Raw genomic sequence first — 20,479 nt, forward strand, 5'->3', positions numbered from 1 at the left:
GGCCGTACACCGCCGGCGGTAGCCGTCAAAGACCGCAGGCGCGGTCGTGGCAATACCGGCGACGGGCACGGAAGCTCGATATGGCAGGGAGTCGCCGCCGGCGCAGCAATGACCGCTTAATCGATTCCCCGGAATCAACCTGCGTAGATGGTGCCCTTCTGGAGTTTTTCTGGTTCACGCACGTCTGGGATCTTCCCCGATTGCACTCCAGGTCTGGAACGGCCCACCCCCGGAACATCATTCCGATGTTCCCGGCGTCCAGGACGGATGCCGCACAGGACCGCACACGGCAGGAGCCGTAAGCGGAGTTCAATTGGAGGAGTGCAATGGCTCTCAATCTGTCCCAGAAGCAAGAAGTAGTCGCCGAGCTGGCAGACGTCGCCGCCAAGGCCCACTCCTTGATCGCAGCTGAATACGCTGGCACCACGGTCGCTCAGATGACCGCGATGCGTAAGCAGGCTCGTGAAACCGGTGTTTTCTTGAAGGTTGTCAAGAACACCCTGGCGTCGCGCGCTGTTGAAGGCACCGAGTTCGCAGTCGCACAGGACCAGATGGTTGGTCCGCTGCTGTACGCGTTCTCGCTCGAGGAGCCCGGCGCAGCCGGTCGCCTGATCAAGGAAGCCGCCAAGGGCAACGACAAGCTGAAGGCTAAGGTCGTCGCCATCGGTGGTGAAGTGTTCCCGGCAAGCCACGTCGACGTGCTGGCATCGCTGCCGACCCGCGACCAGGCCCTGGCCATGCTGGCCCGCGTCCTGACCGAGCCGGTCACGATGTTTGCCCGCGCCATCAAGGCAATCGGCGACAAGCAGGGTGGTGGCGACGTCGCCGCCGACGCTGCTGAACCGGCCGCCGAGACCGCCTGAGTTTCGACTAATCGTGGTTCCTGACGGAACCTCAATCCAGAAAAACATCCAAAGGTAATTATCATGTCCCTTACCAACGAACAGATCGTCGACGCCATCGCCGAGAAGTCCCTGATGGAAGTGATGGAGCTGGTCAAGGCCATCGAAGAAAAGTTCGGCGTCTCCGCCGCTGCTCCGGTTGCCGTGGCTGCTGCCGCTGGCCCGGCTGCCGCTGTTGAAGAGCAGACCGAATTCACCGTCACCCTGAAGACTGCCGGCGACAAGAAGGTCGAAGTCATCAAGGCCGTCCGCGCCATCACCGGCCTGGGCCTGAAGGAAGCGAAGGACCTGGCCGAAGCCGGTGGCGTCCTGAAGGAAGGCGCTTCGAAGGACGAAGCCGAGAAGATGAAGAAGGACCTGGAAGCTGCTGGCGCGACTGTCGAAGTCAAGTAAGCACTTCCCTTGCATCGTCATCGATTCACGGCGATGCAGCCAAGGCTGGGGGCGTAAGCCCCCGGCCTTTGGTCGTTCCTGCGGTGGTGTCTATCCACGCCCTGCGTGGAACCCATCGGTAGATCCACGCCATGCGTGGATGCAACAAGCGGAAAAAAGCCCAACACGGGCTGCAGTCAAACCCCGGCCGGCCAGCGCAGCGCGCGGCAGCAGGGGCGCGGTAGCAGACGAGTTGGCAGTTGGAAGTAGCGGGAGAAGGCGTGCTGGTGCCGGCAATACCAGCGACTTCCAACTGACAATTTCAAGTTCCCTTCGGGTTGTGGACGCACGACCCGCACAACAAGGTGGAAGACCTCATGACGTCCTATTCGTTCACCGAAAAAAAGCGCATCCGCAAGGATTTCGGCAAGCAGCGCTCGATCCTGGAAGTTCCCTTCCTGCTCGCCATCCAGGTGGATTCCTACCGTGATTTCCTCCAGGAAAACGTCGATCCGGCCAAGCGCGCCGATTACGGCCTGCACGCTGCGCTGAAGTCGGTCTTCCCGATCGCCAGCTACAGCGGCAATGCCGCCCTGGAATACGTCGGCTACAAGCTGGGCGACCCGGTCTTCGACGAGCGTGAGTGCCGCCAGCGTGGCATGAGCTACGGCGCGCCGCTGCGCGTCACCGTGCGCCTGGTCATCTACGACCGTGAGTCGTCGACCAAGGCCATCAAGTACGTGAAGGAGCAGGAGGTCTATCTGGGCGAAATCCCGCTGATGACCGAAAACGGCACCTTCATCGTCAACGGCACCGAGCGCGTCATCGTCTCGCAGCTGCACCGCTCGCCGGGTGTGTTCTTCGACCACGACCGTGGCAAGACCCACAGCTCGGGCAAGCTGCTGTACAGCGCCCGCATCATTCCTTACCGCGGCTCCTGGCTGGACTTCGAGTTCGACCCGAAGGACGCGCTGTTCACCCGTATCGACCGCCGCCGCAAGCTGCCGGTGTCGATCCTGCTGCGCGCGCTTGGCTACAGCAACGAAGAGATGCTGGCCGAGTTCTTCGAGATCAACACCTTCCACATCAACCCGGATGAAGGCGTCCAGCTGGAGCTGGTGCCCGAGCGTCTGCGTGGCGAAACCCTGGGCTTCGACCTCGCCGACGGCGACAAGGTCATCGTGGAAGCCGGCAAGCGCATCACCGCGCGCCACATCAAGCAGCTGGAAGCCTCGGGCATTGCCGCCCTGGCCGTGCCGGACGACTACATCGTCGGCCGCATCCTGTCGCACGACGTGGTCGATGCGTCGACCGGTGAACTGCTGGCCCAGGCCAACGACGAAATCAGCGACGAACAGCTGCAGAACTTCCGCAAGGCCGGCGTCGATGCGGTGGGCACCCTGTGGGTGAACGACCTGGATCGTGGCCCGTACCTGTCCAACACCCTGCGCATCGATCCGACCAAGACCCAGCTGGAAGCCCTGGTCGAAATCTACCGCATGATGCGTCCGGGCGAGCCGCCGACCAAGGATGCCGCGCAGAACCTGTTCCACAACCTGTTCTTCACCTTCGAGCGCTACGACCTGTCCGCGGTCGGCCGCATGAAGTTCAACCGTCGCGTGGGCCGCAAGGAAACCACCGGCGAAGCCGTGCTGTACGACCGCAAGTACTACGGCGAGCGTAACGACGAAGAATCCAAGCGCCTGGTTGCCGCCCACGGCGACAGCTCCGACATCCTGGACGTGATCAAGGTCCTGACCGAGATCCGCAACGGTCGCGGCGTGGTCGATGACATCGATCACCTGGGCAACCGTCGCGTGCGTTCGGTCGGTGAAATGGCCGAGAACGTGTTCCGCGTGGGCCTGGTCCGCGTCGAGCGCGCGGTCAAGGAACGCCTGTCGATGGCCGAATCCGAAGGCCTGACCCCGCAGGAGCTGATCAACGCCAAGCCGGTCGCCGCAGCCATCAAGGAGTTCTTCGGCTCCTCGCAGCTGTCGCAGTTCATGGATCAGAACAACCCGCTGTCGGAAGTGACCCACAAGCGTCGCGTCTCGGCCCTGGGCCCGGGCGGTCTGACCCGTGAGCGCGCCGGCTTCGAAGTGCGCGACGTGCACCCGACCCATTACGGCCGCGTCTGCACCATCGAAACCCCGGAAGGCCCGAACATCGGCCTGATCAACTCGCTGGCCGTGTACGCCCGCACCAACCAGTACGGTTTCCTCGAGACCCCGTACCGCAAGGTCGTGGACGGCAAGGTGTACGACGAAGTCGAATTCCTGTCGGCCATCGAAGAAAACGAGTACGTCATTGCGCAGGCCAACGCGCTGACCGACGCCAACAGCGTGCTGACCGAGCAGTTCGTTCCCTGCCGCTTCCAGGGCGAATCGCTGCTGAAGCCGCCGGCAGAAGTCCACTTCATGGACGTCTCGCCGATGCAGACCGTGTCGATCGCAGCCGCGCTGGTTCCGTTCCTGGAGCACGATGACGCCAACCGTGCGCTGATGGGCGCCAACATGCAGCGCCAGGCCGTGCCGACCCTGCGTGCGCAGAAGCCGCTGGTGGGTACCGGCATCGAACGCGCCGTGGCCCGTGACTCGGGTGTGACCGTCAATGCCCGTCGTGGTGGCGAGATCGTGCAGATCGACGCCGCGCGCATCGTGGTGAAGGTGGTTGAAGAAGAAATCGTCGGCGCCACCGATGCCGGCGTGGACATCTACAACCTGGTCAAGTACACCCGTTCGAACCAGAACACCTGCATCAACCAGCGTCCGCTGGTCCAGGTGGGCGACATCATCGCCCGCGGCGACGTGCTGGCCGACGGTCCGTCCACCGACATCGGCGAACTGGCCCTGGGCCAGAACATGCTGATCGCGTTCATGCCGTGGAACGGCTACAACTTCGAAGACTCCATCCTGCTCTCCGAGCGCGTGGTGGAAGAGGATCGTTACACCACGATCCACATCGAAGAGCTGACCTGCGTCGCGCGTGACACCAAGCTGGGGCCGGAAGAAATCTCCGCCGACATCCCGAACGTTTCCGAGCAGGCGCTGAACCGCCTGGACGAAAGCGGCGTGGTGTACATCGGTGCCGAAGTCCGCGCCGGCGACATCATGGTCGGCAAGGTCACCCCGAAGGGCGAAAGCCAGCTGACCCCGGAAGAGAAGCTGCTGCGCGCGATCTTCGGCGAGAAGGCTTCGGACGTGAAGGACAGCTCGCTGCGCGTTCCGCCGGGCATGGACGGCACCGTCATCGACGTGCAGGTCTTCACCCGCGATGGCATCGAGAAGGACAAGCGCGCCCGTCAGATCGAAGAGTCTGAAATCAAGCGCGTCAAGAAGGACTTCGACGACCAGTTCCGCATCCTGGAAGCGGCCATCTACATGCGTCTGCGTTCGCAGATCGTGGGCAAGGTGGTCAACGGTGGCGCCGGCCTGAAGAAGGGCGACGTGATCTCCGACGCCTTCCTGGACGGTCTGAAGAAGGCCGACTGGTTCGCCCTGCGCATGAAGGACGAGGACGCTTCGGAAGCCATCGAGCGCGCACAGAAGCAGATCCAGGCGCACGAGAAGGAATTCGAGCGTCGCTTCGCCGACAAGCGCGGCAAGATCACCGCCGGCGACGACCTCGCCCCGGGCGTGCTGAAGATGGTCAAGGTGTTCCTGGCCGTGAAGCGCCGCATCCAGCCGGGCGACAAGATGGCAGGCCGCCACGGTAACAAGGGTGTGGTGTCCAACGTGGTGCCGGTCGAGGACATGCCGTACATGGCCTCGGGCGAAACCGTGGACATCGTGCTGAACCCGCTGGGCGTGCCGTCGCGTATGAACATCGGGCAGATCCTGGAAGTGCACCTGGGCTGGGCAGCCAAGGGTCTGGGTCGCAAGATCCAGGCGATGATGGAAGCCCAGGCGGCCGTGGCCGACCTGCGCAAGTTCCTGGACGACATCTACAACCACGATGACACCAACGTGGCCAACCGTGTCGACCTGTCGCAGTTCAGCGACGAGGAACTGCTGCGCCTGGCCCGCAACCTGACCGACGGCGTGCCGATGGCCACCCCGGTGTTCGACGGTGCCACCGAAGCGGAAATCAAGCGCATGCTGGAACTGGCCGACCTGCCGAGCAGTGGCCAGACCCAGCTGTACGACGGCCGCACCGGTGAAGCCTTCGATCGCCACACCACCGTTGGCTACATGCACTACCTGAAGCTGAACCACCTGGTCGACGACAAGATGCACGCCCGTTCGACCGGTCCGTACTCGCTCGTCACCCAGCAGCCGCTGGGCGGCAAGGCGCAGTTCGGCGGCCAGCGCTTCGGTGAAATGGAAGTCTGGGCGCTGGAAGCCTACGGCGCGGCCTACACCCTGCAGGAAATGCTGACGGTGAAGTCCGATGACGTGCAGGGCCGCAACCAGATGTACAAGAACATCGTCGACGGTGAGCACGAGATGGTCGCGGGCATGCCGGAATCCTTCAACGTGCTCGTGAAGGAAATCCGCTCGCTGGCCATCAACATGGAACTGGAAGACAACTGATCCATGCCGGCGCGGCGGTCACCGCCGCCGCGCCGCTGGCAGTGAACTGAAAGCCCATCGACACAGCATTCCTCCTTTCGGAGAACACCATGAAAGACCTGCTCAACCTCTTCAACCAGCAGCGCCAGACGCTGGACTTCGACGCGATCAAGATCGCGCTGGCCTCGCCGGACCTGATCCGTTCGTGGTCCTTCGGCGAAGTGAAGAAGCCGGAAACCATCAACTACCGTACCTTCAAGCCGGAACGTGACGGCCTGTTCTGCGCCGCCATCTTCGGCCCGGTGAAGGACTACGAGTGCCTGTGCGGCAAGTACAAGCGCATGAAGCACCGCGGCGTGGTCTGCGAAAAGTGCGGCACCGAAGTGACCCTGGCCAAGGTGCGCCGCGAGCGCATGGGCCACATCGACCTGGCCTCGCCGGTCGCGCACATCTGGTTCCTGAAGTCGCTGCCGTCGCGCATCGGCCTGATGCTGGACATGACCCTGCGCGACATCGAGCGCGTGCTGTACTTCGAAGCCTACGTGGTGACCGAGCCGGGCCTGACCGCCCTGGAGCGCCGCCAGCTGCTGACCGAAGAACAGTACCTGCAGGCCCGCCAGGAGCACGGTGACGACTTCGACGCCGCCATGGGCGCCGAGGCCGTGTACGAACTGCTGCGCACCATCGACCTGCAGTCGGAAATGACCCGCCTGCGCGAAGAAATCGCCAGCACCGGTTCGGAAACCAAGCTGAAGCGACTGACCAAGCGCATCAAGCTGATCGAAGCCTTCCTGGAATCGGGCAACCGTCCGGAATGGATGGTCATGACCGTGCTGCCGGTGCTGCCGCCGGACCTGCGTCCGCTGGTCCCGCTGGACGGCGGCCGCTTCGCGACCTCCGACCTGAACGACCTGTACCGCCGCGTCATCAACCGTAACAACCGCCTGCGCCGCCTGCTCGAACTGAGCGCGCCGGACATCATCGTGCGCAATGAAAAGCGCATGCTGCAGGAATCGGTCGATGCGCTGCTGGACAACGGCCGTCGCGGCCGTGCCATCACCGGCACCAACAAGCGCCCGCTGAAGTCGCTGGCCGACATGATCAAGGGCAAGCAGGGTCGCTTCCGCCAGAACCTGCTGGGCAAGCGCGTGGACTACTCGGGCCGTTCGGTCATCGTGGTCGGTCCGTACCTGCGCCTGCACCAGTGCGGCCTGCCGAAGAAGATGGCGCTGGAACTGTTCAAGCCGTTCGTCTTCGCCAAGCTGCAGCGTCGTGGCCTGGCCACCACCATCAAGGCCGCCAAGAAGCTGGTCGAGCGCGAAGAAGCCGAAGTCTGGGACATCCTGGAAGAGGTCATCCGCGAACATCCGGTGATGCTGAACCGTGCGCCGACCCTGCACCGTCTGGGCATCCAGGCGTTCGAGCCGGTGCTGATCGAAGGCAAGGCCATCCAGCTGCACCCGCTGGTCTGCACCGCGTTCAACGCCGACTTCGACGGTGACCAGATGGCCGTCCACGTGCCGCTCTCGCTGGAAGCCCAGCTGGAAGCGCGTGCGCTGATGATGTCCACCAACAACATCCTGTCGCCGGCCAACGGCGAGCCGATCATCGTGCCGTCGCAGGACGTCGTGCTGGGTCTGTACTACATGACCCGCTCGCTGGAAAACAAGAAGGGCGAGGGCATGGCCTTCGCCAACATCGCCGAAGTCAAGCGCGCCTACGACAACCGCGTGGTGGAACTGCACGCGCGCGTCAAGGTCCGCATCACCGAAGTGGTGACCGACGAGGAAGGCAACAAGCAGAACAAGACCTCGATCGTGGACACCACGATCGGTCGCGCCCTGCTGGCTGAAATCCTGCCGGAAGGCCTGCCGTTCGCGCTGGCCAACACCGAGCTGACCAAGAAGAACATCAGCCGCCTGATCAACTCCAGCTACCGCCAGCTGGGTCTGAAGGACACGGTCGTGTTCGCCGACAAGCTGATGTACACCGGCTTCGCCTACGCGACCCGCGCCGGCGTCTCCATCGGCATCGACGACATGCTGATCCCCGACGAGAAGAAGGGCATCCTCACCGAGGCCGAAGCCGAAGTGCTGGAAATCCAGGAGCAGTACCAGTCGGGCCTGGTCACCGCCGGCGAGCGCTACAACAAGGTGGTCGACATCTGGTCGCGTACCAATGAACGCATCGCCAAGGCGATGATGGACACCATTGGTACCGAGAAGGTGGTCAATGCCAAGGGCGAAACCATCGACCAGAAGTCGATGAATTCGCTGTACATCATGGCCGACTCCGGTGCGCGAGGCAGCCAGGCGCAGATCCGTCAGCTGGCCGGCATGCGCGGCCTGATGGCCCGTCCCGATGGCTCGATCATCGAGACGCCCATCAAGGCGAACTTCCGCGAAGGCCTGAACGTGCAGGAGTACTTCAACTCCACCCACGGTGCCCGTAAGGGTCTGGCCGATACCGCGCTGAAGACCGCGAACTCGGGTTACCTGACCCGTCGTCTGGTCGACGTGGCGCAGGATGTGGTGATCACCGAGGTGGATTGCGGTACCACCGAAGGCCTGATCATGACCCCGATCGTGGAAGGCGGCGACGTGGTCGAGCCGTTGAAGGACCGCGTGCTGGGTCGCGTGGTTGCCGAGGACGTGTTCCTGCCGGGCAACGACGAAGATCCGATCGTGACCCGCAACACCCTGCTCGACGAAGCCTGGGTGGCCAAGCTGGAAGATGCCGGCGTGCAGACCATCAAGGTCCGCTCGACCATCTCCTGCGAATCGGCCTTCGGCGTCTGCGCCCGTTGCTACGGCCGCGATCTGGCCCGTGGCCACCTGGTCAACATCGGTGAAGCGGTCGGCGTCATCGCCGCCCAGTCCATCGGTGAGCCGGGTACCCAGCTGACCATGCGTACGTTCCACATCGGTGGTGCGGCGTCGCGAGCTGCTGCGGTCGACAACATCACCGTCAAGACCACCGGTTCGGTCAAGTTCAGCAACCTCAAGTCGGTCGAGCACGCCAACGGCTCGCTGGTGGCAGTGTCGCGCTCGGGCGAAATCTCGGTGCTCGATGCCCACGGCCGTGAGCGTGAGCGTTACAAGCTGCCGTACGGTGCCACCATCACGTCCAAGGACGGTGATGCGATCAAGGCTGGCCAGACCGTGGCCAACTGGGATCCGCATAACCACCCGATCGTGTCGGAAGTGGCCGGTTTCATCCGCTTCATCGACTTCGTCGACGGCATCACCGTCATCGAAAAGACCGATGAACTGACCGGTCTGGCTTCGCGCGAAATCACCGATCCGAAGCGTCGTGGTGCACAGGCCAAGGACCTGCGCCCGATCGTGCGCATCGTCGACGCCAAGGGCAACGACCTGTCCATCCCGGGCACCGATCTGCCGGCGCAGTACCTGCTGCCGCCGCGCTCGATCGTCAACCTGCAGGACGGCGCCCCGGTGGGCGTGGGCGACGTGGTCGCCAAGATCCCGCAGGAAGCCTCCAAGACCCGCGACATCACCGGTGGTCTGCCGCGCGTGGCCGATCTGTTCGAAGCGCGCAAGCCGAAGGATCCGGCGGTGCTGGCCGAGCGTTCGGGCATCATCAGCTTCGGCAAGGACACCAAGGGCAAGCAGCGCCTGATCATCAAGGACACCGATGGTTCGGAACACGAAGAGCTGATTCCGAAGTACCGCCAGGTGATCGTGTTCGAAGGTGAGCACGTGACCAAGGGCGAAACCATCGTGGACGGCGAACCGAGCCCGCAGGACATCCTGCGTCTGCTGGGCGTCGAACCGCTGGCCGCCTACCTGGTGAAGGAAATCCAGGACGTGTACCGCCTGCAGGGCGTGAAGATCAACGACAAGCACATCGAAGTCATCACCCGCCAGATGCTGCGCAAGGTCGAGATCACCGACCAGGGAAGCAGCAAGTTCCTGAACGGTGAACAGGTGGAGCGTCAGCGCGTGATCGAGGAGAATGCGCGCCTGGCCACCCGCAGCGAACTGCCGGCTCACTTCGATCCGGTGCTGCTGGGTATCACCAAGGCATCGCTGGCCACCGAATCGTTCATCTCGGCGGCGTCGTTCCAGGAAACCACCCGCGTGCTGACCGAAGCTGCCGTCCGCGGCACCAAGGACAACCTGCGCGGCCTGAAGGAAAACGTCATCGTCGGCCGTCTGATTCCGGCCGGTACCGGCCTGTCCTACCACAGCAGCCGCCGTCGTGGCGCTTCGGGTCTCACCGACTCGGAGATGCAGGCCCTGACCGGTACCCCGGCCGCGGCTGAAGCACCGGCCGCCGAAGTGGAAGCTGAACAGGCTTCGGAAGACTGAAACACCGGTCCGGCGGCAACGCCGGACCACCCCGTCGGTGCAACGACGGGATTGGGAAAGGGCAGGGTGGACCGCTCGCGGTTCACCCCGCCAACCTGAACGGGGTACATGGAGGCCCCCCAGTAACGTTCCAGGATCAGGAACGGGCTTGACAGAACGCGTTTGACTGCGTTCCTGACAGGTTGCTACAATCGTCTGTCTCAGCAGGCCAGAATTTTGGCCTGCTTTAACATTTCCGCATCTCTGGCCGGATTTCCGGCCACCAATCAGAAGAACCTACTGATGGCGACGATCAACCAGCTGGTCCGCAAGCCGCGGCAAGCTACTACGTACAAGAGTGCCTCGCCGGCGCTCGACAAGTGCCCGCAGCGCCGTGGCGTCTGCACGCGCGTCTACACCACCACCCCGAAGAAGCCGAACTCGGCTCTGCGCAAGGTTGCCAAGGTCCGCCTGACCAACCAGGAAGAAGTCATTTCCTACATCGGCGGTGAAGGCCACAACCTGCAGGAGCACTCCGTGGTCCTGATCCGTGGCGGTCGCGTCAAGGATCTGCCGGGTGTGCGTTACCACACCGTTCGTGGCTCGCTCGACGCCGCCGGCGTTGCCAAGCGTCGCCAGGCCCGTTCCAAGTACGGCGCCAAGCGTCCGAAGGCCTAAGGGGAGAGCACTATGTCGCGTAAGGGTAATACTCCGCAGCGTTCCGTCCTGCCGGATCCGAAGCACGGAAGCGAAACCATCGCCCGTTTCATCAACATGGTCATGCAGAGCGGCAAGAAGTCCGTCGCTGAAAAGATCGTGTACGGTGCCATGGACGTCATCTCCGAGAAGAACGCCAACTCGATCGAGCTGGTGCAGAAGGCTCTGGACAACGTCGCTCCGGCGGTCGAAGTGAAGTCGCGTCGCGTCGGCGGCGCTACCTACCAGGTGCCGGTCGAAGTGCGCGCCTCGCGCAAGATGGCCCTGGCCATGCGTTGGCTGATCGACTCCGCGCGCAAGCGTGGTGAGAACACCATGCCGAAGAAGCTGGCTGCTGAACTGATCGACGCCGCGGAAAACCGTGGTGGCGCCATCAAGAAGCGCGAAGAAACCCACCGCATGGCCGAAGCCAACAAGGCATTCGCCCACTACCGCTGGTGAGTTTGACGGCCTTGTAAAACAGGCAGGGCAGCACCATCAAGGTGCTGCCTCGCGGCCCCAGAAGGGCTGCGCCAATCCGAAGGCCGCCGCAAGGCGGCGTTCGGCCATCCGAAATCCAAGAAATCTGAGAGGCTCCCCGTGGCCCGTTCCACTCCCATCGAGCGTTACCGTAACTTCGGCATCATGGCCCACATCGATGCCGGCAAGACCACCACGTCCGAGCGCATCCTGTTCTACACCGGCAAGAGCCACAAGATCGGTGAAGTGCACGACGGCGCCGCCACCATGGACTGGATGGAGCAGGAACAGGAACGTGGCATCACGATCCAGTCCGCTGCCACCACCGCGTTCTGGAAGGGCATGGACAAGTCCCTGCCGGAGCACCGCTTCAACATCATCGACACCCCCGGGCACGTCGACTTCACCATCGAAGTGGAGCGCTCGCTGCGCGTGCTCGACGGTGCGGTGTTCGTGCTGTGTGCTGTCGGTGGCGTGCAGCCGCAGTCGGAAACCGTGTGGCGCCAGGCCAACCGCTACAAGGTGCCGCGCATTGCGTTCGTCAACAAGATGGACCGCACCGGCGCCAACTTCTACAAGGTCCGTGACCAGCTGAAGGCCAAGCTCGGCGCCGTCGCCGTGCCGATGCAGCTGCCGATCGGTGCTGAAGAAGGCTTCAAGGGCGTTGTCGACCTGCTGAAGATGAAGGCCATCCACTGGGATGAAGCTTCGCAGGGCATGAAGTTCGAGTACGGCGACATCCCGGCCGAGCTGCAGGAAAAGGCTGAAGAAGCCCGTACCTTCATGATCGAGACCGCGGCTGAAGCCAGCGAAGAGCTGATGGAAAAGTACCTGGGCGGCGAAGAGCTGGCCGAGTCGGAAATCATCAACGCGCTGCGTACCCGTACCCTGGCCACCGAAATCGTCCCGATGTACTGCGGTTCGGCGTTCAAGAACAAGGGCGTGCAGGCCATGCTGGACGGCGTGATCCAGCTGCTGCCGTCGCCGGTTGACGTGCCGGACGTGACCGGTACCGACGTGGACGACGAAAACGTCGCCATGACCCGCAAGTCCGACGACAAGGCTCCGTTCTCGTCGCTGGCCTTCAAGATCATCACCGACCCGTTCGTCGGCGCGCTGACCTTCTTCCGTGTCTACTCGGGCACCCTGAATGGCGGCGACACCGTGCTGAACTCGGTGAAGGGCAAGAAGGAGCGCATCGGCCGCATCCTGCAGATGCACTCGAACAACCGCGAAGAAATCAAGGAAGTTCTGGCCGGTGACATCGCCGCTGCCGTGGGCCTGAAGGACACCACCACTGGTGACACCCTGTGCTCGATCGACCAGCCGATCATCCTGGAGCGCATGACGTTCCCGGAGCCGGTGATCTCGATGGCCGTCGAACCGAAGACCAAGTCGGACCAGGAAAAGATGGGTCTGGCCCTGGGCCGTCTGGCGCAGGAAGATCCGTCGTTCCGCGTCAAGACCGACGAAGAATCCGGCCAGACCATCATCTCGGGCATGGGCGAGCTGCACCTGGACATCATCGTCGACCGCCTGAAGCGCGAGTTCAACGTTGAAGCCAACGTCGGCGCGCCGCAGGTGGCCTACCGCGAAACCATCACCCTGGCTGACGTGAAGTCGGACTACAAGCACGCCAAGCAGTCCGGTGGTAAGGGTCAGTACGGTCACGTCGTGATCGAACTGTCGCCGATCACCGCTGAAGACCGTGCCGATGCCAAGATCGCTCCGCTGATCAAGGACGACTTCCTGTTCATCAACGACATCACCGGTGGTGTGATTCCGAAGGAATTCATCCCGTCGATCGAAAAGGGCCTGCGCGAAACCATCACCAGCGGTCCGCTGGCTGGCTTCCCGGTCGTGGACGTCAAGGTGAAGCTGGTGTTCGGCTCGTACCACGACGTCGACTCGTCGGAAATGGCGTTCAAGCTGGCCTCGTCGATGGCCTTCAAGCAGGGCTTCTCCAAGGCCAAGCCGGTCCTGCTGGAGCCGATCATGAAGGTCGAGATCGTGACCCCGGAAGACTACCAGGGTGACGTGATGGGCGACGTCAGCCGTCGTCGCGGCGTGCTGCAGGGTTCCGACACCACCGGTGACGGCTCCGCTTCGATCATCAACGCGATGATCCCGCTGGGTGAAATGTTCGGCTACGCCACTGCGCTGCGTTCGCAGACCCAGGGCCGCGCCACCTTCACCATGGAATTCGACCATTACGAGCCGGCGCCGAACAACATCGCCGAAGCCGTCATGAAGAAGGGCTGAGCCTCGCTCAGCCTCTCCTGAAAACCACTTTCAAAATCAAGGTAAACAACAATGGCAAAGGGTAAGTTCGAGCGCACCAAGCCGCACGTCAACGTCGGCACCATCGGTCACGTCGACCATGGCAAGACCACGCTGACCGCCGCACTGACCAAGATCGGTGCCGAGCGCTTCGGTGGCGAATTCAAGGATTACTCGGCAATCGACGCCGCTCCGGAAGAGAAGGCTCGTGGTATCACGATCTCGACCGCGCACGTCGAATACGAATCCACCACCCGTCACTACGCCCACGTCGATTGCCCGGGCCACGCTGACTACGTCAAGAACATGATCACCGGTGCCGCCCAGATGGACGGCGCGATCCTGGTGTGCTCGGCCGCTGACGGCCCGATGCCGCAGACCCGCGAGCACATCCTGCTGTCGCGTCAGGTCGGCGTGCCGTACATCGTCGTGTTCCTGAACAAGGCCGACATGGTTGACGATGCCGAGCTGCTGGAACTGGTCGAAATGGAAGTCCGCGAACTGCTGAGCAAGTACGAGTTCCCGGGCGACGATACCCCGATCATCTCGGGTTCGGCTCGTCTGGCGCTGGAAGGCGACCAGAGCGACATCGGCGTGCCGGCGATCATCAAGCTGGTCGACGCGCTGGACACCTGGATTCCGGAGCCGGAGCGTGCAGTCGACAAGCCGTTCCTGATGCCGGTGGAAGACGTGTTCTCGATCTCGGGCCGCGGCACCGTGGTGACCGGTCGTATCGAGCGCGGCGTGATCAAGGTCGGCGAAGAAATCGAAATCGTCGGTATCCGTCCGGTTCAGAAGACCACCGTGACCGGCGTCGAAATGTTCCGCAAGCTGCTGGACCAGGGCCAGGCAGGCGACAACGCCGGTCTGCTGCTGCGCGGCACCAAGCGTGACGACGTCGAGCGCGGCCAGGTTCTGGCCAAGCCGGGCACCATCAAGCCGCACACCACCTTCGAAGGCGAAGTGTACGTGCTGTCGAAGGACGAAGGCGGCCGTCACACCCCGTTCTTCAACGGCTACCGCCCGCAGTTCTACTTCCGTACCACCGACATCACCGGTAAGGCCAACCTGCCGGAAGGCGTCGAGATGGTGATGCCGGGCGACAACGTGAAGATGGTTGTCGAGCTGATCAACCCGGTGGCAATGGACGAAGGCCTGCGCTTCGCCATCCGCGAAGGCGGCCGTACCGTCGGCGCCGGCGTGGTCTCGAAGATCATCGCGTAATCTGGTAGTATCTGCGCCCCGATGTTGCCTGGGTAGGGCATCGGGGCGTATCAAATGGGAAAGCAGGCACAGGATGTGCCTTGTGTTCCCCGGACCAGGAACGGTCAATGCCATTCAGGCGGCGTCAACAGGCAACTGTTGACAGCTGCCTTGCGTGCCATTATGCTTCCACGTCTGGGCAGACCGGGAAACTGGCCTGCCTACGTTTTTGGGGTCTATGGATTGACCTTGTCGGCCTGCGGGAGTGCGGGCCGTCTGTATTCAGGGATTTCACGGGACAAAGCAACCCAGAGGCTTTGTCTGTCGCTCTTTTAACGAAGGAACCTACCGCCATGGCGGACCAAAAGATCCGGATCCGGCTGAAAGCGTTCGATCATCGTCTGATCGACCGTTCGGCCAGCGAGATCGTTGAAACGGCCAAGCGGACCGGCGCGCAAGTGCGTGGCCCGATCCCGCTGCCGACCAAGATCGAGCGTTACACCGTCCTCGTTTCCCCGCACGTCGACAAGGACGCGCGTGACCAGTACGAGACCCGCACGCACAAGCGCGTGCTCGATATCGTTGACCCGAATGACAAGACCGTGGACGCGCTGATGAAGCTCGAACTGGCTGCCGGCGTCGACGTTCAGATCAAGCTGACCTGAGGACTACGACCATGACGAAGAAGTATTCGTTGGGCTTCGTGGGCCGCAAGGCTGGCATGAGCCGCGTGTTCACTGAAGATGGCCGCTCCATCCCGGTGACCCTGATCGAAGCAACCCCCAACCGCATCGCGCAGATCAAGACCGTCGAAACCGACGGCTACAGCGCCGTGCAGGTGACCGTCGGCGCGCGTCGCGCTGCCCTGGTCAACAAGCCGGAAGCCGGCCACTTCGCCAAGGCGAAGGTGGAAGCGGGTCGTGGCCTGTGGGAATTCCGCGTTGAAGACGCGCAGCTCGGCGATTTCGCCGTTGGCGGCGAAGTCAAGGCGGACATCTTCGAAGTCGGCCAGATCGTCGACGTCCAGGGTGTCACCAAGGGTAAGGGTTTCCAGGGCACCATCAAGCGCCACAACTTCCGTATGGGCGATGCAACCCACGGTAACTCGCTGTCGCATCGCGCGCCGGGTTCGCTGGGTCAGCGCCAGACCCCGGGTCGCGTTTTCCCGGGCAAGAAGATGTCGGGCCACATGGGCGCGGTGCAGCAGAGCACCCAGAACCTGGAAGTGGTCAAGGTCGACGTCGAGCGCGGTCTGATCGCAGTTCGCGGCGCCGTTCCGGGCGCGGCGGGTGGCGACGTGATCGTCCGTCCGGCGAGCAAGGCATAAGGAGAGATGACGATGGAACTCGTTATCACGGGTAGCAACAACAAGGTCTCGGTCTCCGACGCCGTGTTCGGTCGCGATTTCAGCGAAGATCTGGTCCACCAGGTCGTCGTTGCTTACCGCAACGCCGGTCGCGCCGGCACCAAGGCACAGAAGACTCGCTCCGAAGTGGCTGGTACCACCAAGAAGTCGAAGAAGCAGAAGGGCGGCGGCGCGCGTCATGGCGCACTGACGGCTCCGATCTTCGTCGGCGGCGGTGTCACCTTCGCGGCCAAGCCGCGCAGCTTCGAGCAGAAGGTCAATCGTAAGCAGTACCGTGCCGCCATGTGCGCGATCCTGTCCGAGCTGAACCGTCAGGGCCGTCTGACCATCGTGGAGTCCTTCGACGTCGAAGCGACCAGCACGAAGGGTCTGATCGCCAAGCTGGCCGGCCTGGAAGTGGGCAAGCGCCCGCTGATCGTCACCGAGGAAGCCTCCGAGCACCTGTACCTGTCGGCCCGCAACGTTCCCTACGTGGAAGTGCGTGACGTGCAGGGTCTGGACCCGGTGTCCCTGGTTGGTGCCGACACGGTCGTCATCACCGCTGACGCGGTCAAGAAGGTCGAGGAGTGGCTGGCATGAACAGCAACGAAAAAATCTTCAGCGTGCTGCGTGCCCCGCGTGTCTCCGAAAAGACCGCGCGCCTGCAGGAACTCTCCAACCAGTATGTCTTCGAAATTTCGAACGAAGCCACCAAGGCCGATGTAAAGGCCGCGGTTGAGCAGCTGTTCGACGTCAAGGTCGAAGCCGTCAACGTGGTCAACGTCAAGGGTAAGAACAAGTCCTTCCGTAACCGTGCTGGCCGCCGCGGCGATTGGCGCAAGGCGTACGTTCGCCTGGCCGACGGCCAGTCGATCGATGTAACGGCCAAGGCCTGAGGTACATCCCATGCCATTGATGAAATTCAAGCCCACTTCTCCCGGCCGCCGTTCGGCCGTGCGCGTGGTTACTCCCGACCTGCACAAGGGTGCTCCGCACGCCGCACTGGTCGAGTCGCAGAGCCGCTCGGGTGGTCGTAACCACCACGGCCGCATCACCGTGCGTCACGTCGGTGGTGGCCACAAGCAGCACTACCGCATCATCGACTTCAAGCGCAACAAGCTGGGCATCCCGGCGCGCGTGGAACGCATCGAATACGATCCGAACCGCACCGCCCACATCGCCCTGCTGTGCTACGTCGACGGTGAGCGCCGCTACATCATCGCCCCGAAGGGCCTGAAGGCTGGTGATCAGGTGATCGCTGGTTCGGACGCCCCGATCAAGGCTGGCAACACCCTGCCGCTGCGCAACATCCCGGTCGGTACCACCATCCACTGCATCGAACTGAAGCCCGGCAAGGGCGCTCAGATCGCCCGCGCCGCTGGTGCGGCCGTGCAGCTGGTTGCCCGCGAAGGCATCTACGCCACCCTGCGCCTGCGCTCGGGTGAAATGCGTAAGGTTCCGGTCGAGTGCTGCGCCACCATCGGTGAAGTCGGCAACGACGAGCACAGCCTGGAAAAGCTGGGCAAGGCCGGTGCCAAGCGTTGGCGCGGCGTCCGCCCGACCGTTCGTGGTGCTGCCATGAACCCGGTTGACCACCCGCACGGTGGTGGTGAGGCGAAGGCCGGCCAGGGTAACCCGCACCCGGTCACCCCGTGGGGTGTTCCGACCAAGGGTTACAAGACGCGCCATAACAAGCGCACTCAGCAGTTCATCGTCCGCGATCGTAGGGGCTAATCGACCATGGCACGTTCACTCAAGAAGGGCCCGTTCGTCGATCACCACCTCGTCAAGAAGGTGGAGGCCGCTGCGGGCAGCAAGAAGCCGATCAAGACCTGGTCGCGCCGTTCGATGATCCTGCCTGACATGGTAGGCATCACCATTGCCGTGCATAACGGCAAGAACCACATCCCGGTTCTCGTCAACGAGAACATGGTCGGCCACAAGCTCGGCGAATTTGCCATCACCCGGACCTTCAAGGGTCACGGTGGTGACAAGAAGTCGGGCAAGTAAGGAGAGATGACAATGGAAGCGAAAGCCATCCTGCGCACTGCGCGCATCTCCCCGCAGAAGGCTCGTCTGGTCGCTGACCAGGTGCGCGGTCTGCCGGCCGAGCGTGCGGTCAACCTGCTGAAGTTCTCGGACAAGAAGGCTGCCCACCTGATCAAGAAGGTGGTGGAGTCGGCTATTGCAAACGCCGAGAACAACCAGGGCGCCGACGTCGACGAGCTGAAGGTTCAGACCATCATGGTTGATGAAGGTCCGACCCTGAAGCGTTTCATGGCGCGGGCGAAAGGCCGCGGTACCCGCATCCTCAAGCGCACCAGCCACATCACTGTGGTTGTGGGCGCCGGCAAGTAAGCGGATAAGGAAAAGACCATGGGTCATAAAGTTCATCCGATTGGTATCCGCCTGGGTATTTCCAAGGACTGGAACTCCAAGTGGTACGCCAACAAGGCCGAGTTCGCTGGTTACCTGGCAGCCGACCTGAAAGTGCGCGACATGCTGCGCAAGAAGCTGGCTCAGGCCGGCATCAGCAAGATCCTGATCGAGCGTCCGGCCAAGACCGCTCGCGTGACGATCCACACCGCCCGTCCGGGCGTGGTGATCGGCAAGCGCGGTGAGGACATCGAGAAGCTGCGCAAGGAAGTGAGCGAGATGATGGGCGTCCCGGCGCACATCAACGTCACCGAAGTGCGCAAGCCGGAACTGGACGCGCAGCTCGTTGCCGAGTCGATCGCCCAGCAGCTGGAGCGTCGCATCATGTTCCGCCGCGCAATGAAGCGCTCGGTCGGCAACGCGATGCGCCTGGGTGCCCTGGGCATCAAGGTCAACGTCGGTGGCCGCCTCAACGGTGCAGAAATCGCCCGTTCGGAGTGGTACCGCGAAGGCCGCGTGCCGCTGCACACCCTGCGTGCCGACATCGACTATGGCTTCGCTGAAGCCAAGACGACCTACGGCATCATCGGCATCAAGGTCTGGATCTACAAGGGCGAAGTCTTCGATTTCTCCCAGGTTGGCCAGGAAAAGCAGGACGACACCCCGTCGCGCAACGATCGTCACGATCGCGGCGACCGCGGTGACCGTCAGCGCCCGGCTCGTGAAGCGAGGTAACGACAATGTTGCAACCCAAGCGAACCAAGTACCGCAAGGTACACAAGGGCCGTAACGAAGGCCTGAGCTGGAGCGCCAACGCTGTCAGCTTCGGCGAGTACGGTCTGAAAGCAACCGCCCACGGTCAGCTGACCGCGCGCCAGATCGAAGCGGCCCGCCGCTCGATCAGCCGCTACGTCAAGCGCGGCGGCAAGATGTGGATCCGTGTGTTCCCCGACAAGCCCATCACCAAGAAGCCCATCGAAGTTCGAATGGGTTCGGGTAAGGGCAACGTGGAATACTGGGTGGCCCAGATCCAGCCCGGCCGCATGATCTATGAAATCGAGGGTGTTACCGAAGAAGTGGCACGCGAGGCATTCCGCCTGGCCGCCGCCAAGCTCTCGGTCACCACCACTTTCGTGACCCGGACGGTGCGCTGATGGATATCAAAACTCTCCGTGAAAAGTCGGCTGACGAACTCAAGGCCCACCTGATCGACCTGCGTAAGGAACAGTTCTCTGTCCGTATGCAGCAGGTCACCGGCCAGCTGCCGAAGACCCACGACATCCGCCGGGTCCGTCGCGAGATTGCTCGCGTCAAGACCCTGCTCGGCAGCACGAAGTAAGGATGGCCGCTATGAGCGACAATACTGAAAACAAGGCGCTGCGCACGGTCGAAGGCCGTGTCGTCAGCAACAAGATGGACAAGACGGTTACCGTCCTGGTTGAGCGTCAGGTCAAGCACGCGCTGTACGGCAAGTACATCAAGCGCTCGACGAAGCTGCACGCCCACGATGCCGACAACGCCTGCAAGGAAGGCGATGTCGTCCGCGTGACCGAGATTGCTCCGATGTCCAAGACCAAGAACTGGCGCGTGGTGGAAGTCATCACGCGTGCGGCTGAATAAGGAGTCTGAATCATGATCCAGATGCAGAGCTACCTTGACGTCGCGGACAATTCGGGTGCCAAGCAGGTGATGTGCTTCAAGGTGCTGGGTGGTTCCAAGCGCCGTTACGCCGGTATCGGCGACATCATCAAGGTCACCGTGAAGGATGCGATTCCGCGCGGCAAGGTCAAGAAGGGTGAAGTGTATGACGCCGTCGTGGTGCGTACCCGCAAGGGTGTGCGTCGCGCCGACGGCTCGCTGATCCGCTTCGACGGCAACGCTGCCGTTCTGCTGAACAACAAGCAGGAGCCGATCGGTACCCGTATCTTCGGGCCGGTGACCCGTGAACTTCGTTCGGAGAAGTTCATGAAGATCGTCTCGCTCGCTCCCGAAGTGCTGTGAGCG

Annotated in this window: 20 protein-coding genes; all 20 read left to right on the top strand. The window is 62.7% G+C overall.

The window, feature by feature from the left end; translation table 11 throughout:
• Positions 1-326: 326 nt before the first annotated feature.
• The 20 genes from rplJ to rplN all read left to right on the top strand — a co-directional run bounded on the left by rplJ (position 327) and on the right by rplN (position 20,476).
• The gene (gene rplJ, locus C1931_RS04070) at positions 327-863 is read left to right on the top strand and encodes a 50S ribosomal protein L10 (protein WP_108748651.1); all 537 of its coding nucleotides are present in this window, start codon (positions 327-329) and stop codon (positions 861-863) included.
• A 63-nt stretch (positions 864-926) separates the two neighbouring features.
• The gene (gene rplL, locus C1931_RS04075) at positions 927-1,295 is read left to right on the top strand and encodes a 50S ribosomal protein L7/L12 (protein WP_108752271.1); all 369 of its coding nucleotides are present in this window, start codon (positions 927-929) and stop codon (positions 1,293-1,295) included.
• A 356-nt stretch (positions 1,296-1,651) separates the two neighbouring features.
• Positions 1,652-5,806 (top strand): DNA-directed RNA polymerase subunit beta, encoded by a 4,155-nt coding sequence (rpoB, locus tag C1931_RS04080; protein WP_108751480.1) that lies wholly within the window; start codon positions 1,652-1,654, stop codon positions 5,804-5,806.
• 89 nt (positions 5,807-5,895) lie between these two features.
• Positions 5,896-10,116, top strand: a complete 4,221-nt coding sequence (gene rpoC / locus C1931_RS04085) for a DNA-directed RNA polymerase subunit beta' (RefSeq protein ID WP_108748653.1) — start codon at positions 5,896-5,898, stop codon at positions 10,114-10,116.
• Positions 10,117-10,398: 282 nt separating this feature from the next.
• A complete protein-coding gene (gene rpsL, locus C1931_RS04090) occupies positions 10,399-10,773 on the top strand; it encodes a 30S ribosomal protein S12 (RefSeq protein WP_004145320.1) in 375 nt (124 codons plus the stop codon).
• A gap of 12 nt (positions 10,774-10,785) precedes the next feature.
• Positions 10,786-11,253: a 30S ribosomal protein S7 gene (rpsG, locus tag C1931_RS04095; RefSeq protein WP_108748654.1), complete on the top strand. Its 468-nt coding sequence runs from the start codon at positions 10,786-10,788 to the stop codon at positions 11,251-11,253.
• A gap of 138 nt (positions 11,254-11,391) precedes the next feature.
• Positions 11,392-13,533, top strand: a complete 2,142-nt coding sequence (gene fusA, locus C1931_RS04100; RefSeq protein WP_108752272.1) for an elongation factor G — start codon at positions 11,392-11,394, stop codon at positions 13,531-13,533.
• 51 nt (positions 13,534-13,584) lie between these two features.
• Positions 13,585-14,775: an elongation factor Tu gene (gene tuf / locus C1931_RS04105; protein ID WP_108752270.1), complete on the top strand. Its 1,191-nt coding sequence runs from the start codon at positions 13,585-13,587 to the stop codon at positions 14,773-14,775.
• A gap of 332 nt (positions 14,776-15,107) precedes the next feature.
• Positions 15,108-15,419: a 30S ribosomal protein S10 gene (gene rpsJ, locus C1931_RS04110; protein ID WP_005408208.1), complete on the top strand. Its 312-nt coding sequence runs from the start codon at positions 15,108-15,110 to the stop codon at positions 15,417-15,419.
• Between the two features lie 11 nt (positions 15,420-15,430).
• A complete protein-coding gene (gene rplC / locus C1931_RS04115; protein ID WP_004145336.1) occupies positions 15,431-16,081 on the top strand; it encodes a 50S ribosomal protein L3 in 651 nt (216 codons plus the stop codon).
• A 12-nt stretch (positions 16,082-16,093) separates the two neighbouring features.
• Positions 16,094-16,699, top strand: a complete 606-nt coding sequence (rplD, locus tag C1931_RS04120; RefSeq protein ID WP_102944279.1) for a 50S ribosomal protein L4 — start codon at positions 16,094-16,096, stop codon at positions 16,697-16,699.
• Complete coding sequence (rplW, locus tag C1931_RS04125) at positions 16,696-16,995, top strand: 50S ribosomal protein L23 (RefSeq protein WP_049470489.1); 300 nt, start codon at positions 16,696-16,698, stop codon at positions 16,993-16,995. Before rplD ends, rplW begins: the two co-directional genes overlap by 4 nt.
• Before the next feature lie 10 nt (positions 16,996-17,005).
• A complete protein-coding gene (gene rplB / locus C1931_RS04130) occupies positions 17,006-17,833 on the top strand; it encodes a 50S ribosomal protein L2 (RefSeq protein WP_108748657.1) in 828 nt (275 codons plus the stop codon).
• Positions 17,834-17,839: 6 nt separating this feature from the next.
• Complete coding sequence (rpsS, locus tag C1931_RS04135) at positions 17,840-18,109, top strand: 30S ribosomal protein S19 (protein WP_005415413.1); 270 nt, start codon at positions 17,840-17,842, stop codon at positions 18,107-18,109.
• 12 nt (positions 18,110-18,121) lie between these two features.
• Positions 18,122-18,457: a 50S ribosomal protein L22 gene (gene rplV / locus C1931_RS04140; protein ID WP_080375339.1), complete on the top strand. Its 336-nt coding sequence runs from the start codon at positions 18,122-18,124 to the stop codon at positions 18,455-18,457.
• Positions 18,458-18,475: 18 nt separating this feature from the next.
• A complete protein-coding gene (gene rpsC / locus C1931_RS04145) occupies positions 18,476-19,210 on the top strand; it encodes a 30S ribosomal protein S3 (RefSeq protein WP_005415414.1) in 735 nt (244 codons plus the stop codon).
• 5 nt (positions 19,211-19,215) lie between these two features.
• Positions 19,216-19,629, top strand: a complete 414-nt coding sequence (gene rplP, locus C1931_RS04150; protein WP_025879305.1) for a 50S ribosomal protein L16 — start codon at positions 19,216-19,218, stop codon at positions 19,627-19,629.
• A complete protein-coding gene (gene rpmC / locus C1931_RS04155) occupies positions 19,629-19,814 on the top strand; it encodes a 50S ribosomal protein L29 (protein ID WP_004154487.1) in 186 nt (61 codons plus the stop codon). The genes rplP and rpmC overlap by 1 nt, the downstream gene beginning before the upstream one ends.
• An 11-nt stretch (positions 19,815-19,825) precedes the next feature.
• Entirely contained in the window at positions 19,826-20,095 is a 270-nt protein-coding gene (gene rpsQ, locus C1931_RS04160) for a 30S ribosomal protein S17 (protein ID WP_004145355.1), read from the top strand.
• Between the two features lie 12 nt (positions 20,096-20,107).
• Entirely contained in the window at positions 20,108-20,476 is a 369-nt protein-coding gene (gene rplN / locus C1931_RS04165) for a 50S ribosomal protein L14 (RefSeq protein ID WP_010483978.1), read from the top strand.
• Positions 20,477-20,479: the final 3 nt, after the last annotated feature.

The sequence above is a fragment of the Stenotrophomonas sp. YAU14A_MKIMI4_1 genome, assembly GCF_003086855.1.
Lineage (GTDB): Bacteria > Pseudomonadota > Gammaproteobacteria > Xanthomonadales > Xanthomonadaceae > Stenotrophomonas.